Below are 16,481 nucleotides of genomic sequence, written 5' to 3'. Positions count from 1 at the left end.
TGCTTGTGCTTGCCCGGAATCGGTCTACAGTGGCGGTCGAACGACAACTTCGGGCACACACATGTGCCCACCGTGTACAGGAGCGCGCCATGCCACCCGCCGCGGCCGGTTACCTACGCCGGCTCACTCGTCGGTTGACCGAGGATCTCGAGGAACTCGACGCAGAAGAGATGGCCGAGTCGTCTCATTCGACCGGCGCGCTTCCCGTCGTCAAGTGCACCCGCGGCCAGGAAGTGACCATGTTCGGCCGGCTCCGCAGCGTGGAGTCGTGCTCGAAAGCAGCCGCCCCGACAGTGCAGGCGGAGTTGTTCGACGGCACCGACTCCATCCTTCTGGTCTGGATCGGACGCCGCCGTATCCCGGGTATAGAAACCGGCAAGACCCTGCTCGTACGGGGACGAGTCGGTGAACGCGACGGGCGACGGGTGATCTACAACCCCTACTACGAATTGCGCGGCCCGGCCTGACCGGGCGCGGACCGTGAGGCGCGACGGGACTCCGCACGTCCGCGACCGGGGTAGCCCCGGGAATATGGCACTCTCGTAGGAGTGAGCGACATCAGGCAGCAGACGATGCTGGAACAACTCGGTGGCATCAGCGGGTTGGTGTATTCGACGCTGCCCGTCCTGGTGTTCGTGCCGGTGAACAGTTGGTGGGGCCTGACGGCCGCGATCTGGGCGGCCGTGGCTGTCGCCTGCGGTGTCCTGGCGTGGCGGCTGATTCGAGGCACCCCTATTCAGCCCGCGATCTCGGGTTTCATCGGCGTCGCGGTGTGCGCGTTCATCGCGTATCGCACCGGTGATGCCAAGGGGTACTTCCTCTTCGGGATCTACGCCAGCCTGATCTACGGCGGAGCATTCGTCGTATCGGTGCTGGTCCGCAGGCCGCTCGTGGGCGTGGTCTGGGGGATGCTGAACGGGCAGGGCTCACGGTGGCGGTCGCACAAGGACGCCGTCCGTGCGTACGACATCGCGACCGTCGCGTGGGCACTGGTGTTCCTGGCGCGCTATCTGGTCCAGAACCACCTCTACGACGCCGACGAAACCGGCTGGCTGGCCGTGGCCCGCATCGGAATGGGCTGGCCGCTCACCGGCCTGGTATTGCTGGTGACCTTGTGGGCGGTACGCAAAGCCGACCGTCTCGTCGAGCCGGCTCCCGAGGCCGCCGAAGCCGAGGAACCGGGGGAGACCCCGATTCCTCCCTCGGGCCGCCACCGCGAGGTGTGACGTCGCCCGGACGAGACAGCGCTACAACGCGCGGTGTTCTCCGTCGGCCAACGCCGGACCGCGCGAACCGTCCTTGAGCATGACGCCCGAGGCGCCGAGCCGCCGAGCACCGTCCACGAGTGCAGCAATCACCCGCGCGGCCCCCTCACATGTCATCCCGCCGGGCGGATGGATGTTCGACACACAGTTCCGCTCGGAGTCGCGGCGCCCCGGCTCGGGGTGATGCGTGAGGTAGACGCCGATACTGTCGGCGCTCGACAGTCCGGGGCGCTCACCGATGAGCACCAGCATGGTCGTGACGCCGAGCTGTGCGCCGATGTGGTCGCCAAGTGCGACCCGCGCCTGCGTGGCGATGACCGGCGGCGCGAAAGTCGACCCGGGAAGCGCACGCACGATCGCTGCGACGAGCGCGGGGCCGTGGTCCAGGAGCGCGGTCGACGACAGGCCGTCGCACAGAGCGATCCCCACGTCGGCACCGCTGTGGGGAAGTGCGGTCCCGTCCTCGGGCCGGCGTCCCAGGTCGGGGCGGCGGAGATAGACGTCCCGGGTGGCGGCCGCGCTGCGCACCGTCAGAGGCGCACCGAGACGCGGGCGTCCGGGCAGATCATCGAATTCGAGCGCCTCCAGCTGCTGTGCGAGGGACTCCACGTCGAGAGGTGCATGAACGGCATCGCGGGCCGCCGCATGCGCCGCGACGAACTCGAGGTGCCGCCGCGTGGGCAAGCCGTTGCCGGCCCGTCCCAGTCCGATGCGGGCCTGCGTGTGGCGCCGAAGTGCCTCCCACGCGTCCGTCACAGCGCCCCTCCGAGTGCTCGCAGCGGCGAGGCCGCCATATCGACGGGCAGGATGCGCCCGGAATCGTCGGCCAAGCCCTGTGCCCGCAGCCATTCCTCGAATTCGGGGCTGGGCCGCAGACCCATGACCTCCCGCGCATACAGCGCGTCGTGGAACGAGAGCGACTGGTAGCCGAGCATGACGTCATCCGCTCCCGGCACCGTGATGACGAACGCGGTGCCCGCGACGCCCAGCAACGTGAGCAGGGTGTCCATGTCGTCCTGGTCGGCCTCGGCGTGATTGGTGTAGCAGACGTCGACTCCCATGGGCAGGCCGAGGAGCTTGCCGCAGAACTGGTCCTCGAGCCCTGCCCTGATGATCTGTTTGCCGTCGTAGAGGTACTCGGGTCCGATGAAACCGACGACGGTGTTGACCAGGAGAGGATCGAGCTCACGCGCCACCGCGTACGCGCGGGCCTCCAAGGTCTGCTGATCCACTGGGCGTCCGCCGGCGCCCAGGTGTGTGCCCGACGAGAGCGCCGAGCCCTGACCGGTCTCCAGATACATCACGTTCTCGCCGACCGTTCCGCGGCGCAGCGCCCGCGCCGCCTCGTTGCCTTCACGCAGGAGGGCGAGATCGACTCCGAATCCGCGGTTGGCGCCTTCGGTGCCCGCGACCGACTGGAAGACCAGATCGACCGGCGCGCCCTGCGCCACCAGGTCGATGGTCGTCGTGATGTGGGTGAGTACACACGACTGGACCGGGATGGAGAACCGCTGCCGGATGTCGTCGAGCAACCGCAGGAGGTCGCCCACCGCGCGCGGGGAGTCGCTCGCGGGGTTGATGCCGACCACCGCGTCACCGCATCCCATCAGCAGGCCGTCGAGCACCGCCGCCGCGACACCGTGCGGGTCGTCGAGCGGATGGTTCGGTTGCAACCGGGTCGACAATCGGCCCGGGAGGCCGATGGTGGTGCGGAAGGCACTCGTGACGGTCGCTGCCCGCGAGACCGCGATCAGATCCTGGTTGCGCATGATCTTGCTGACCGCCGCGACCATCTCCGGGGTCAGCCCCGGCGCGAGTGCCCGCAGCGCGGGGGCAGGGTCCGGCTGCGCCGCGACGGTGAGCAGGTGGTCGCGGAAGCCGCCGACCGTCAGATGCGCGACGGGCGCACACGCGTCGGCGTCGTGGGAGTCGATGATCAGACGGGTTACCTCGTCGGTGTCGTACGGAACGATCGCCTCGGTGAGAAAGGCCGACAGCGGCACGTCCGCGAGCGCCCACTGAGCCGCCGCACGCTCGGCGTCGGAATGCGCGGCGCACCCGGCGAGTTCGTCTCCCGACCGCCGCGGCGACGCTTTCGCCAGGAGATCCACGAGACCCTGGAATTCGTATGTGACACCGGCGATCTGCTGCCGATACACGGTCATGGTTCGGTCACCTCCGAAGTCCCTCGGTCACGCCTCGGCGGCATGGTCGGCACAGCGTACCGAGGTGAGCCGTGCAGCGCCGGTCGGGTGAGGGCCGGAACCGGGACCCGGCACGGGAATCGTCCCGAGGTCCCGGCGGAGTGGGAGACTAGACGCCGACGGCCGCGCGCAACTCGTCTTCGACATCCTGCGCAGCGACGAACAGCAGTTCGTCTCCCCCCTCGAGGGGGTCGTCGGGTTGCGGCACGATGACTCGTTCACCGCGAAGAATCGTCACCAGCGCGACGTCCCGCGGCAACTGCAATTTGCGCACCGGCTTGCCCGCGAGCGCGGTGGTGTCGGGCAAGGTGATTTCGACGAGGTTCGCACCCCTTCGCAATGTCATCAATCGCACCAGATCGCCCACGGTGACGGCCTCCTCGACCAGCGCCGCGAGCATGCGAGGGGTCGACACCGCCACGTCGACCCCCCACGACTCGTCGAACAGCCATTCGTTGCGGGGGTCGTTGACGCGGGCCACGACGCGCGGCACCCCGAACTCGGTGGTGGCGAGAAGGCTCAGCACGAGGTTGACCTTGTCGTCGCCGGTCGCTGCGATCACCACATCGTAGTTTTCGAGACCGGCAGCCTCGAGCAGACTGAGCTCGCACGCGTCGGCGTGCACCCACTCGGCCTCCGGCACGGCAGCGGGTTCGACGTGGTCGAGTTTGCGCTCGAGCAGCATGACCTCGTGGTTGTTGCGCACGAGTTCGCGGGCGATCGACCGTCCCACGGCTCCCGCGCCTGCGATGGCGACCTTCATCGACGGATCCTCTCGGTTGACGGGGTCATCGTGCTCAGTTGTCCTCCGCCGGAGGGTTCTCGGCCAGTGTGATCGCCTCGGCCGCAGAACCGGAAACGGCAGCGATGTAGACCAGATCGTCTGCCTGGATCACGGTCCTGCGATCCGGCAGCAGGCCGGTGCCGAACCTGATGAGGAACGCGACGCGGGAACCGGTCGCTTCCTCGAGTTCGGTCACGCGCCGACCTACCCAGCCTTCGTGGACGTCGACGCCGGCCACTGCGACCGAGCCGGTCGGATCCCGCCACCGCGTCGCCTCGCTGTCGTGGGTGAGCGCGTGCAGGAACCGGTCCGTGGTCCACGGCACGGTGGCGACGGTGGGGATGCCGAGGCGCTCGTAGGCGGCCGCGCGCTTCGCGTCGTAGATCCGCGCGACCACACGATCGACCCCGAAGATCTCGCGGGCCACACGCGCCGAGATGATGTTCGAGTTGTCACCCGACGACACCGCGGCGAACGCGTCGGCCTGCTCGATGCCGGCCCGGATCAGCACGTCCCGATCGAATCCCATCCCCACGACCGTGTGGCCGGGAAAATCCGGTCCCAGCCGCAGGAATGCGCTCGGGTCCCGGTCGACGACCGCCACCTCGTTGCCGAGTCGCACGAGCGCGGTGGCCACGGACGAACCCACCCGGCCACACCCCATCACCACCACGTACACCGTGGACACTCCGTTTCGTCGATCGTCGAGGAGGCGACCACGGTCGGTGGTCGCCGAACGGAACCGTACCGCCCGGCGGTCGGGCGCGCGGTCGGACTCGGCGAAGCGTCGGTGGCGTGCGGAAACGGACACCGGCGTCCGATGCAGTGTTCCACCAGGCGGACGGCTTAGGCTTTGCAGGTGTCCAAGCTTTCCACCGCCACGAAACGGCTCCTGCTGGGTCGCCCGTTCCGCAGCGATACTCTCGGGCACGATCTGCTGCCCAAGCGGATAGCCCTGCCCGTATTCGCCTCCGACGCATTGTCCTCGGTGGCATACGCGCCGGAGGAGATCTTCCTCGTCCTGTCCATCGCCGGCTTGTCCGCATACGCGTTCTCGCCGTGGATCGGCCTCGCAGTCGCCGCCGTTCTCGTGATCGTCGTGGCGAGTTACCGGCAGAATGTGCGCGCCTACCCCTCGGGCGGCGGCGATTACGAGATCGCGACGAAGAACCTCGGGGCCACCGCCGGTCTGACGGTCGGCAGCGCCCTCATGGTCGACTACGTGCTCACCGTCGCGGTCTCGTTGTCGTCGGCAGCGGCGAACATCGGTTCGGCGGTGCCCTTCGTCGCGCAGCACAAGGTGCTCTTCGCCATCGCCGCCATCGCGATACTCGCCGCGGTGAACCTGCGTGGGCTCCGGGAGGCGGGCAAGGCCATTGCCTTCCCGACGTACGCGTTCGTGGCCTGCATGCTCGCGATGCTCGGGTGGGGGCTGTTCCAGATCTTCGTCCTGGGGGAGGACCTGCGAGCGGAATCGGCGGAGTTCGAGCTCGTCGCCGAGCAGACCGACCTCACCGCGATCGCCTTCATCTTCCTTCTCGCACGGGCCTTCTCGTCGGGCTGTGCGGCGCTGACGGGTGTCGAGGCGATCAGCACCGGGGTTCCGGCCTTCCGTAAGCCCAGGGCTCGGAACGCGGCGACCACACTGCTCATGCTCGGAGCGATCGCCGTGACGCTCTTCCTCGGGGTGGTGTTCCTCGCCCAGCGTCTGGGCGTGGTGGTGGCGGAGAATCCGGCGACCCAGCTCCGGGGTGCCCCCGAGGGGTACGAGCAGAAAACGCTCGTCGCGCAGCTGGCCCAGACGATCTTCAGCGACGTTCCGGTGGCGTTCTTCCTGATGGCGGTGGTGACGGCCGTGATCCTCGTGCTCGCCGCGAACACCGCCTACAACGGGTTCCCCGTGCTCGCCTCGGTGCTCGCCCAGAACCGGTACCTCCCGCGGCAGCTGCACACCCGCGGCGATCGCCTCGCGTTCAGCAACGGCATTGTGTTCCTGTCGGGTCTGGCCATCGTGTTCGTGTGGGTCTTCGACGCCGAAGTGACCAAGCTCATCCAGCTCTACATCGTCGGCGTGTTCGTCGCCTTCAGTCTCGGACAGGCCGGAATGGTCCGGCACTGGACCCGATTCCTTGCCACCGAGACGGACCCGGCGAGCCGTGGCCGGATGCAGCGTTCACGGTCGGTCAACGTGATCGGGTTCGTGGCGACCACGGCCGTGCTGCTGATCGTGCTCGTCACGAAGTTCACCGCGGGTGCGTGGATCGCGGTCGCGACGATGGTGGCGATCTTCGGTGTGATGAAGGCGATACGTCGTCATTACGACACCATCTCGGCCGAACTCGAAGGTGCGGAGTGGGACGGGGTTCTGCCCAGTCGCACCCACTCGATCGTGCTTGTGTCGACGCTCCACCTGCCGACATTGCGCGCCCTGGCGTACGCGCGGGCGACCCGGCCCGACACTCTCGAAGCGATTACCGTGAACGTCGACGAGGAGGACACCCGCAAGCTGGTCCGGGAATGGGAGCGCAGCGACCTCACCATTCCGCTGAAGGTCGTCGAGTCGCCGTATCGTGAGATCACCAGGCCCGTGCTCGACTACGTCCGGCGTGTCCGGCGTGACTCGCCGCGTGACGTCGTGACGGTGTTCATCCCGGAGTACGTGGTGGGTCACTGGTGGGAGCAGATCCTGCACAACCAGAGTGCGCTACGTCTCAAGAGCCGTCTCCTCTTCCAACCCGGGGTGATGGTCACGAGCGTGCCCTGGCAGCTGCGCTCGTCGGCAGCGGTGGGACGAGAACGGATCGATTCGGCGCCCGGAGCGGTGCGCCGGGGTCTCGACAAGGAGGAACAGCAGTGAGTCGGCAGGAACGACAGGGCACGCGCACGGATTGGTCCGGACGCCGGGTAGAGGTGATCTTGGGCAACCCCGCGCACGGCGGTTTCTGCGTCGCCCGGTTCGAAGGCCGGGTGATCTTCGTCCGCCACGGCCTTCCGGGGGAGCGGGTGTTCGCGTCGATCACCGAGGACCGCGGCGGCTCGTTCTGTTTCGCCGACGCGGTGGAGATCCTGGAAGCCTCCGAGGATCGGGTCGATCCGCTGTGCCCGGTGTCCGGGCCGGGCGGTGCGGGCTGCTGCGACATGTCACACGCTTCCGTGCCCGCGCAGCGCCGCTTTGCCGCCGCGGTGGTGAGCGAACAGCTGCGGAGACTCGGCGGTGTCGAGCGCGACATCACCGTCGAGGAAATCCCGGGCGGGTCGCCGAACGGCACCTTGTGGCGGACCCGTGTCCGGCTCGCGGTCGACGCCGCGGGCAGCCCCGGGTACCGGCGGTACCACAGCAACGACGTCGTTCCCGAGCTTGCGTGCCCACAGATAGACGCCGCCGCCTACCGGGGTTTGCCGGACCAGGTGTGGCGTCCCGGCGCCGAACTGCAGGTGGTGCTGGATGCGAACGGCGACCGGCACATCGTCGAGATCGCACCTCCCGTGATTTCGGGTACCGGTCACAAGAGCCCCGGCCGCCGCGGCGCCGCCGCGCGCCGGGCTGCGACGAGTGCGCCTCGCGCGGAGAAGGTCGTCGAGGGATCGGGACGACCCGTCGAACGGGTCGGCGATCGCGAGTGGACCGTCGCGGCAACCGGTTTCTGGCAGGCCCATCGAGGGGCGCCGACCACGTACTCGGGGGTCGTCGCGGAGTGGGCGCAGGCATCGGAGGGAAGCACCGTCTGGGACCTGTACGGCGGAGTCGGTGTCTTCGCCGCCTCGCTCGCCGGACAGGTGGGAAGCCGGGGGAGTGTGATCTCCGTGGAGTCGTCGCGGACCGCTGTGGAGGACGGTACGGCTGCGCTGGCGGACCTGGACCAGATCTCGTTCCGGCACGGACGCGTGGAGCGCCTCGTCGGCGAGCTTCCGGCTCCGGAGGTCGTCGTGCTCGACCCGCCGCGCGCCGGTGCGGGCAAGGAGGTCGTGAGTGCCATCGCGGAGGCGGGGCCCCGCCGGGTCATCCACCTCGGATGCGACCCCGCGGCATTCGGCCGTGACGTGGGCCTGTACCGCGCACAGGGTTTCGAGCTCGCCGAAGTCCGCGCGTTCGCGGCGTTCCCGTCGACTCATCACGTGGAGTGCCTCGCGCTGTTCACCCGGTGAGCAGGGTCTCCTGAGCGGCCGGTGACGCCGCTGGGAGGTTCGTCCGTTTCGTGAAGTATTTGGTTACAGCAAGCAACTATATGTTATAGTTGCATGTCGTAACCAAATACTTTTCTTCGGAGGTTTTCGTGCCGGTTCGGACCGAGACGGCGCACGAACTCGTGGACGCCATCTTTCTGCTGGGTAGAACGATGCGCTCGGCGCTCGCGCACAACGAGACCGCAGTGCTTCCCAACACGCTCGTCGGGGTGCTGATCCTCCTCGCGAGAGCGGGGGAGTGCCGACCCAGCGAACTCGCCGCGGAGATGTGCGTCAGTCAGTCCTCGCTCAGCCGGCAGATCGGTGAACTCGTCGAACGGGGGCTCGTCGAAAGACGCCCGGACCCCGGTGACCGGCGAGCACACACCCTCCGATGTACGCGGAAGGGACTGGACGTTCTCGAGTCGGTCCGCGAACTGCGCACCGAGCGATTGTCCGCCGAACTCGCCGACTGGGATCAGCAGCAGGTCGACGACGCGATCGCAGTTCTCCGCCGGCTCAACGCTTCATTGCTTCCGATAGCTACCGCCACCGCCCAAAGGACTTCTTCATGACCACCACCGACTCCAGGCACGGCGCTTTTCCGCCAGGTCCTGAGGCAGAGGCCGATGCGCCGATGACGCACCGCGAGATCCTCGTCGTTCTTTCCGGTCTGCTCGCCGCGCTCTTCACCGCGCTGCTGAGCAGCACGATCGTGTCGACGGCGCTGCCCACGATCATCGCCGACCTGAACGGGACCCAGACCCAGTACGCCTGGGTGATCACCACCGCCCTGCTCGCGAACGCGGCATCCACCCCGATCTGGGGCAAGTTCGCCGATCTGTTCAACAAGAAACTCCTGGTACAGCTGTCGATCCTGGTCTTCGTGGTCGGGTCGGTGCTCGCCGGCGTCGCGCACAACGTGCCGATCCTGCTGGCTGCTCGTGTGGTGCAGGGCATCGGCATGGGCGGTCTGACCGCCCTCGTGGTGGCGATCATCGGCAGCATCATCCCGCCCCGCGAGCGCGGTCGCTACTCCGGATACATGGGCGCGGTCATGGCCGTCGCGATGTCGGGCGGTCCCGTCCTCGGCGGCGTCATCGTCGACACCCTCGGCTGGCGCTGGTGCTTCTACGTCTGTGTACCGATCGCCGTCGTGGCTCTCGTCCTGCTCCAGCGCACCCTGCACATCGAGACCGTGCGCAAGCAGAATGTCAACATCGACTGGCTCGGTGCGACCCTCATCACCGCTGCGGTGAGCGTGCTGCTCGTCTGGGTGTCCTTCGCCGGGAAGGCCGGCTACTACGAGTGGATCTCCGCCGAATCGGCGCTCTACGTCGGCGTGGGATTGGCGCTGCTCATCGCGACGATCATCGTCGAGACGAAGGTTGCCGACCCGATCATCCCGCCGAAGATCGTCTCCGAGCGCACCACGGCGCTCGCGATCATCGCGTCCATCGCCGTCGGTGTCGGCCTGTTCGGTGCCACCACGTTCCTCGGCCAGTACTTCCAGACCGCACGCGGATACAGCCCCACCGAGGCGGGTCTGCTCACCATTCCGATGGTGGCGGGAACCCTGGTCTCCTCGATGCTGTCCGGTCAGCTCATCACGCGTTTCGGTAAGTGGAAGGGCTTCCTCATCGGGGGTGCGGTCCTGCAACTCGTCGGCTTCGCGCTGCTCGGGACCATCGACCACACCACGTCGCTGCTCGCCATCAGCGGATATATCGCGATCGTGGGTCTCGGCACCGGCATGCTGATGCAGAACCTCGTGCTCGCCGTCCAGAACACCGTCAGCGTGCGCAACATCGGGGCGGCCAGTAGCTCCGTCGCGTTCTTCCGCACCTTCGGTGGCGCGATCGGCGTCTCCGTCCTGGGCTCGATCCTGGCGTCGCGAGTCGCCACGATCTCGGCCGAAGGATTCGCGAAGCTCGGCATCGATGCCGGGGCCGGCGGCGGAGGCAGCCTCGACCTGAGTGTGCTGCCCGCGCCCGTCGTCGAGATCGTGCAGCACGCCTACGGTGACGCCACCGGCACGCTCTTCCTCGTGGCCGCGGGCTTCGCAGTGATCACGTTGCTCGCAGTCGCTGTCATCCCCAACCGGGAACTGCGCACCACCATCGACCTCGTCGAGGAGCCGACCGGTGACGAGCGCACCAAGGACACGACCGACGTGTGACGCACGTTGCGGACGGGGCCCGATGTCGTGTGCATCACGATATCGGGCGCCGTCTCTGCGGAGTGCGCTCACCCCCTTGTTGCAATCGCTCCGTAGACTGGTGATCACTTGCTCGCGCGGCCACGCGCGAATCCCGAGCCGGAGGGAGCTTCTCCAGGTGGGTGTCTTGTCCCGCATACAGTCCCCCGACGATCTTCGTCGGTTGACCCCCACCGAGATCACGCAGCTCGCCGGGGAAATCCGCAATTTTCTGGTCGAGAAGGTGGCTGCGACCGGGGGACACCTCGGGCCCAATCTCGGCGTCGTGGAACTGACCATCGCGTTGCATCGGGTCTTCGACTCGCCGCGCGACCCGATCCTCTTCGACACGGGCCACCAGGCCTACGTCCACAAGATCCTCACCGGACGCAGAGATCGGTTCGACACCCTGCGCCAGCGCGGGGGGTTGTCCGGCTACCCGTCCCGGTCCGAGAGCGAGCACGACTGGATCGAGTCGTCGCATGCGTCGGCGGCGCTGTCGTACGCCGACGGCCTCGCCAAAGCTTTCGCGCTGACCGAGGAACCCGACCGCACGGTCGTCGCGGTCGTCGGCGACGGAGCGCTCACCGGCGGAATGTGCTGGGAAGCGCTGAACAACATCGCCGCCGGTGCCGACCGATCGCTGGTGATCGTCGTCAACGACAACGGCCGTTCCTACGCACCGACGATCGGCGGACTCGCCGACCATCTCGCGGTGCTGCGCCTCAAGCCCGGATACGAACGTGCCCTCGACAACAGCCGCCGGATCGTCAAGCGGCTTCCGGTGGTCGGTCCGACGGCGTACTCGGTGCTCCACGGCATGAAAGCCGGCGTCAAAGACGCGGTCAGCCCGCAGGTGCTGTTCACCGATCTCGGGATCAAGTACCTCGGACCGGTCGACGGCCACGACGAGCCGGCCATGGAGGCGGCTCTGCGTCGCGCCAAGGCTTACGGCGGCCCCGTGATCGTCCATGCCGTGACCCGCAAGGGTGCCGGATACGCACCGGCCGAGAATCATCTGGCCGATCTGATGCACGCGACCGGAATCATGGACCCGCGCACCGGTGTGGCCACATCGTCGTCGTCCTCACCCGACTGGACGTCGGTGTTCTCCGAGGAACTCATCGCCCAGGCGGAAGGACGCAACGAGGTCGTCGCCATCACCGCGGCGATGCCCGGCCCGACCGGACTCTCGAAATTCGCCGAGCGGTTCCCCGACCGCACCTTCGACGTCGGTATCGCCGAGCAACACGCCGTGACGTCCGCCGCCGGCCTCGCGCTCGGTGGCCTGCATCCCGTCGTCGCGGTGTATTCGACGTTCCTCAACCGCGCCTTCGACCAGTTGCTCATGGATGTCGCGTTGCTGAAGCAGCCCGTCACGATGGTGCTCGACCGAGCGGGCGTGACCGGCTCGGACGGCGCGAGCCACAACGGGATGTGGGACTTCTCCCTCCTGGGCATCGTCCCCGGCATTCGCGTGGCTGCGCCGCGCGACGCGGCGACCTTGAGAGAAGAGCTTGCCGAAGCACTCGACGTCTCCGACGGCCCCACCGTGCTGCGCTTTCCGAAAGGCTCGGTCGGGAAAGACATCCCGGCCGTCGAACGCATCGACGGAATCGTCGACGTGCTGCGGATGCCCGAGGAACGCTCCGGCGACGTGCTCGTCGTCGCGGTGGGTGCATTCGTGCGACTCGCACTCGACGCCGCCGAGGTTCTCGCGGAGCAGGGGATCAGCGTCGCGGTCGTCGATCCGCGGTGGGTGCTCCCCGTCCCCGAATCGATCACCGAACTGGCGCGCGCATTCCGGCTCGTCGTGACGATCGAGGACAGCGGTACACACGGCGGTGTGGGGTCGGCGGTGGCCGCTGCGCTCCGCGACCGCGACATCGACGTACCCCTGCGCGCCCTCGGGGTGCCGCAGCGGTTCCTCGATCACGCGTCGCGCTCCGAGATCCATCAGGAACTCGGGCTCACCGTCGAGGACGTCGTACGCCGTGTGACGGGATGGACTGCTACCCCGCACACCGTCGCGTCTCCGAAGGCGGCCGCACACGGCAGCGCGTCGGCCGGAAACGGCACCGGTGTAGCCCCGAAGGGTACGGACGCGGAACTCGAGCGGGAGGTCGGCTGATCCCCGCCGGGGATCAGGTCTGCATGTCCTCGAGTTCCATTCCCTTGGTCTCCCGGATCTTCGTCTTGACGAAGAAGAACGACAGCAACGCGAAGAACGCGAACAATCCGTAGAGGAACCACAGGCCCACCGCCGATGTCAACGGCGGGAAGGCCAGGGTCACGGTGAAATTCGCGATCCAGTTCGCGGCCGTACTGATACCGAGCGCGACTGCCCGCATACGGTTCGGGAACATCTCGCCCAGCATGACCCACATGATGGGGCCCCACGTCGCGGCGAAGAAGATGACGAAAGCGTTCGCGCCGACGAGTGCCACGGCGCCCCACGGTGCCGGCAGCGACACGTCGTCCCCTCCGCCCTCGGCTTGGGAGAACGCGATCGCGGCCAGCAACAGGCTGACGAACATCCCGAGGGAACCGGTCATCAGCAGCGGTCGCCGGCCGATCTTGTCCACGAACAGGATCGCCACGAAGGTCATCACCACGTTGATCAGGGCGGTGATCACCGAGGTCGTGAACGACTCGTTCTCGGTGAACCCCACCGACTGCCACAGTGTCGTCGAGTAGTAGAAGATCGCGTTGATGCCGACGAACTGCTGGAAGATCGCCATCGTGATGCCGACCCAGACGATCGATTGCAACCCGAAGACCGGGCCCCGGATATCTCCGAACGACGCCTTCGTATCGCGCCGCAGTGTCAGCCGGATCTCGCGTACCCGTTCTTCCGGTTCCAGTTCACCGGTCACGTTGGCGAGGACCTCGGCGGCTTCCTCGTCGAGATCCTGCCCCACCAGGTATCGCGGCGACTCGGGGATCAGCACCGCGAGTATGCCGTAGACCGCAGCGGGGACGACTCCGACGAGGAACATCCACCGCCAGGCCTCGAGTCCCCACCACAGGTCGTTCGACGCACCGCCTGCGGCGTTCTGCAACACCGCGTCGGACAGCAGGGCCGCGAAGATGCCGAGGGTGATGGCGAGTTGCTGCAGCGAGGCGAGACCGCCGCGGTACCGGGCCGGTGCGATCTCGGAGATGTAGGTCGGCGCGATGACCGACGCGATGCCGATGCCCAGTCCGCCCAGAACCCGCCAGAGCATGAGGTCGGGGACGCTGAACGCGAGGCCGGAACCGGTCGACGAGACCAGGAACAGGATCGAGCCGAGCACCATGACTCGCTTGCGGCCCCAGCGATCGGCGAGCCTGCCCGCGAACCAGGCACCTACCGCGCAGCCGAGCAGCGCGATCGCGACCGCGAACCCGGTGACGAACGAACTGAGCGCGAAATTCTGCTCGATCGAGTCCACAGCGCCGTTGATGACGGAGCTGTCGAACCCGAACAGGAATCCGCCCACTGCAGCGGCGACGGTAACCGCGATGACCTTGGCAGCGTGTGCGGACGACGGTTGCGTCATGAAAGCTCCTGCTGACGTCGTGCACCACCCGGGGGCGCTGCTCGGTCGGAAAGCTACGGCAATTGCTCATCGGGGACACTACGCCGCGGCAGGTTGCGGGGGACGATCTTCACACGAAGAAAGGCGTGCCGCCCCAGGGGGGCGACACGCCTTCTTTTCAGGTGCGCCGAGCGCAACCGGTGCTACGCGACGTCGGCGACGCCCGGGGCCAGGAAACGCTTGCCGTTGACGGCCTCCGACGTTCCGGTGCGATCCAGGTACGGCGTGATGCCGCCGTTCCAGAACGCGAAGCCGCCGCCGAGGATCAGGCACAGGTCGATGTCCTCGGGTGCTGCGACGACACCTTCGTCGAGCATGATCGCGATCTCCTCTGCGAATGCCCGGCGGGTGCGCTCGAGCACCTCCTCCGCGGTGGACGGGGAGTCACCCTGAGGCCACAGTGCGGCGACCTCGGGATCGACGACCTGCTGCCCGTCGGCGTACGACCACACGCCGGGCTTACGGGCCTCCACCAGCGCCTCGAGACCGGGCGACGACACGAAGCGGTCGGGGTACGCGGCCTGCAGGGTCTCCCCGGTGTGCAGGGCGACGGCGGGCCCGACCAGCGCGAGCAACGTGAACGGCGACATCGGCATGCCGAGCGCGCCGACGGCGTTGTCCGCCACCTCGAACGGGGTGCCTTCGTCCACAGCGGTCATGACCTCACCGAGGGTGCGGGTGACCAGGCGGTTGAAGACGAAGCCGGGCTTGTCGCCGCACAGCACGGCGGACTTCTTCAGGGACTTGGCCGTCGCGAATGCCGTTGCCAGCGTGGCGTCGTCGGTCTTCTCGCCCCGGATGACCTCGAGCAGCGGCAGCACGGCGACCGGGTTGAAGAAGTGGAATCCCACGACCCGCTCGGGATGCTGCAGGCCCGACGCCATCTCGGTGATCGACAGCGACGAGGTGTTCGTGGCGAGGATCGTCTCGGGCGTGACGTGCTGCTCGAGCTCGCCGAACACCTGCTTCTTGACGTCCATGTTCTCGAACACGGCTTCGATCACGAAGTCGGTCTTCGCGAACGCGGCCTTGTCGAGCGAACCGGTGACGAGCGCCTTGAGGCGGTTCGCGGCGTCGGGCGACAACCGGCCCTTGCCCTGCAGCTTGTCGATCTCGGTGTGGACGTAGCCGACACCCTTGTCGATGCGATCCTGGTCGATGTCGGTCAGGATCACCGGCACCTTGAGCTGACGGACGAACAGCAACGCGAGCTGGCTGGCCATCAGGCCCGCGCCCACGATGCCGACGCCGCTGATCTTGCGGGCGAGGGACTTGTCCGGAGCGCCGGCGGGGCGCTTGGCGCGCTTGTTGACCAGATCGAATGCGTACAGACCCGCACGCAGTTCGTCGGACATCAGCAGGTCGGCGAGCGCCTCGGTCTCGGCGTCGAAGCCCTTGCTCAGCGACTCGGGATCGGAGATGTCGGTGGTGCGGGCGAGTTCGAGGAGCTCGATCGCACGCTCGGCGGCGGGGGAGAAGCCGCGGGTCTTTCCGGCGACGAGGGCCTTGGCGCGTGCCATGGCGGCATCCCAGCCGGCCCCGCGGTCGATCTCCGGACGCGCCGGCACGATCTCGCCCGCGAGCACCTTCGACGCCCACGCGAGCGACTGCTCGAGGAAATCGGCCGATGCCAGCACGACGTCGGCGTAACCGAGCGCCTCGGCCTGCTTGGCCTTGATGGTGCGGCCGTTGTTCAGCGGATTCTCGAGAATCAGGGTGACCGCGTTGTCGGGGCCGACGATGTTCGGGAGAAGCTGTGTGCCACCCCAACCGGGGACCAGGCCGAGCATCGTCTCGGGCAGGCCGAGCGCCGGAACGTTGTCGGCGACCGTGCGGTAGTGCGTGTGCAGTCCGACCTCGAGTCCGCCGCCGAGCGCCAGACCGTTGACGAAGGCGAAGGTCGGGATCGTCGTGTCGCGCAGACGGCGGAACACGTTGTGTCCCAGGGTTCCGAGCTCCACGCCCTGTTCACGGCGCGTGACGGCGGGAACGCCCTTGAGATCGGCGCCCGCTGCGAAGATGAACGGCTTGCCGGTGACGGCGATCGCGGCCGGGTTGGCGGCGAACGCCTCGTCCAGCGCCTTGTCGAAGGCGAGCAGTCCCGCGGGACCGAACGAGTTCGGCTTGGTGTGGTCGAAGCCGTTGTCCAGCGTGATCAGGGCTACCGGGCCCTCGATGCCGGGGACGGAAAGCAGCTTGGTGTACGCGTGGGTGACGACCTCGTCGGCGAACGCGGACGCGATCCCCGTCGCGTCGGTCGCCCCGTGTGCGGTGTCCGATGTCATG

The 16,481-nt window shown here is 67.7% G+C and carries 12 protein-coding genes and 1 pseudogene; 7 read left to right on the top strand and 6 right to left on the bottom strand.

From position 1 onward, the window contains the following. Window positions 1-89 precede the first annotated feature (89 nt). The gene (locus HF886_RS11570) at window positions 90-467 is read left to right on the top strand and encodes an OB-fold nucleic acid binding domain-containing protein (RefSeq protein WP_169620683.1); all 378 of its coding nucleotides are present in this window, start codon (window positions 90-92) and stop codon (window positions 465-467) included. Between the two features lie 81 nt (window positions 468-548). Next, on the top strand, window positions 549-1,226 hold the full coding sequence (locus HF886_RS11565; protein WP_296551161.1) for a DUF3159 domain-containing protein: 678 nt from the start codon (window positions 549-551) through the stop codon (window positions 1,224-1,226). Between the two features lie 21 nt (window positions 1,227-1,247). Here HF886_RS11565 and eutC read toward each other — a convergent pair whose 3' ends face one another. From eutC to HF886_RS11545, 4 genes are all read right to left on the bottom strand, one after another. Then, entirely contained in the window at window positions 1,248-2,021 is a 774-nt protein-coding gene (eutC, locus tag HF886_RS11560; protein ID WP_169652371.1) for an ethanolamine ammonia-lyase subunit EutC, read from the bottom strand. After that, window positions 2,018-3,430: an ethanolamine ammonia-lyase subunit EutB gene (locus HF886_RS11555; RefSeq protein ID WP_169652370.1), complete on the bottom strand. Its 1,413-nt coding sequence runs from the start codon at window positions 3,428-3,430 to the stop codon at window positions 2,018-2,020. Before HF886_RS11555 ends, eutC begins: the two co-directional genes overlap by 4 nt. A 148-nt stretch (window positions 3,431-3,578) precedes the next feature. Then, window positions 3,579-4,232, bottom strand: coding sequence for a TrkA family potassium uptake protein (locus HF886_RS11550; RefSeq protein WP_169620687.1), 654 nt, complete (start codon window positions 4,230-4,232; stop codon window positions 3,579-3,581). A gap of 34 nt (window positions 4,233-4,266) precedes the next feature. Then, on the bottom strand, window positions 4,267-4,932 hold the full coding sequence (locus HF886_RS11545) for a TrkA family potassium uptake protein (protein ID WP_169652459.1): 666 nt from the start codon (window positions 4,930-4,932) through the stop codon (window positions 4,267-4,269). A gap of 180 nt (window positions 4,933-5,112) precedes the next feature. Between HF886_RS11545 and HF886_RS11540 the strand changes: the two genes are divergently transcribed. From HF886_RS11540 to dxs, 5 genes and pseudogenes are all read left to right on the top strand, one after another. Then, a complete protein-coding gene (locus HF886_RS11540) occupies window positions 5,113-7,110 on the top strand; it encodes an APC family permease (protein ID WP_169652369.1) in 1,998 nt (665 codons plus the stop codon). Then, complete coding sequence (locus HF886_RS11535; RefSeq protein ID WP_296551153.1) at window positions 7,107-8,399, top strand: TRAM domain-containing protein; 1,293 nt, start codon at window positions 7,107-7,109, stop codon at window positions 8,397-8,399. Before HF886_RS11540 ends, HF886_RS11535 begins: the two co-directional genes overlap by 4 nt. A 128-nt stretch (window positions 8,400-8,527) precedes the next feature. Further along, entirely contained in the window at window positions 8,528-8,992 is a 465-nt protein-coding gene (locus tag HF886_RS11530; RefSeq protein WP_169620689.1) for a MarR family transcriptional regulator, read from the top strand. A gap of 62 nt (window positions 8,993-9,054) precedes the next feature. Further along, entirely contained in the window at window positions 9,055-10,596 is a 1,542-nt protein-coding gene (locus HF886_RS11525) for an MDR family MFS transporter (protein WP_169620737.1), read from the top strand. A 157-nt stretch (window positions 10,597-10,753) separates the two neighbouring features. After that, a pseudogene (gene dxs / locus HF886_RS11520) lies at window positions 10,754-12,628 on the top strand (1-deoxy-D-xylulose-5-phosphate synthase); the annotation flags it as partial. A gap of 130 nt (window positions 12,629-12,758) precedes the next feature. Here the strand turns inward: dxs and HF886_RS11515 are convergent. Then, complete coding sequence (locus HF886_RS11515; protein ID WP_169652367.1) at window positions 12,759-14,156, bottom strand: sugar porter family MFS transporter; 1,398 nt, start codon at window positions 14,154-14,156, stop codon at window positions 12,759-12,761. Window positions 14,157-14,338: 182 nt separating this feature from the next. Continuing rightward, window positions 14,339-16,480: a 3-hydroxyacyl-CoA dehydrogenase NAD-binding domain-containing protein gene (locus HF886_RS11510; RefSeq protein WP_169652366.1), complete on the bottom strand. Its 2,142-nt coding sequence runs from the start codon at window positions 16,478-16,480 to the stop codon at window positions 14,339-14,341. Between the last annotated feature and the right edge of the window lies 1 nt (window position 16,481).

It is taken from the genome of Rhodococcus sp. 105337 (assembly GCF_012844225.1).
GTDB lineage: Bacteria > Actinomycetota > Actinomycetes > Mycobacteriales > Mycobacteriaceae > Rhodococcus.
This window is presented reverse-complemented; position numbering and strand designations above follow the sequence as displayed.

Excerpts from the sequence above, each read along its gene's own strand:
- HF886_RS11555 (WP_169652370.1), bottom strand. The coding sequence starts at position 3,430 with ATGACCGTGTATCGGCAGCAGATCGCCGGTGTCACATACGAATTCCAG.
- HF886_RS11515 (WP_169652367.1), bottom strand. The coding sequence starts at position 14,156 with ATGACGCAACCGTCGTCCGCACACGCTGCCAAGGTCATCGCGGTTACC.
- HF886_RS11550 (WP_169620687.1), bottom strand. The coding sequence starts at position 4,232 with ATGAAGGTCGCCATCGCAGGCGCGGGAGCCGTGGGACGGTCGATCGCC.
- HF886_RS11570 (WP_169620683.1), top strand. The coding sequence starts at position 90 with ATGCCACCCGCCGCGGCCGGTTACCTACGCCGGCTCACTCGTCGGTTG.
- HF886_RS11510 (WP_169652366.1), bottom strand. The coding sequence starts at position 16,480 with ATGACATCGGACACCGCACACGGGGCGACCGACGCGACGGGGATCGCG.
- HF886_RS11525 (WP_169620737.1), top strand. The coding sequence starts at position 9,055 with ATGACGCACCGCGAGATCCTCGTCGTTCTTTCCGGTCTGCTCGCCGCG.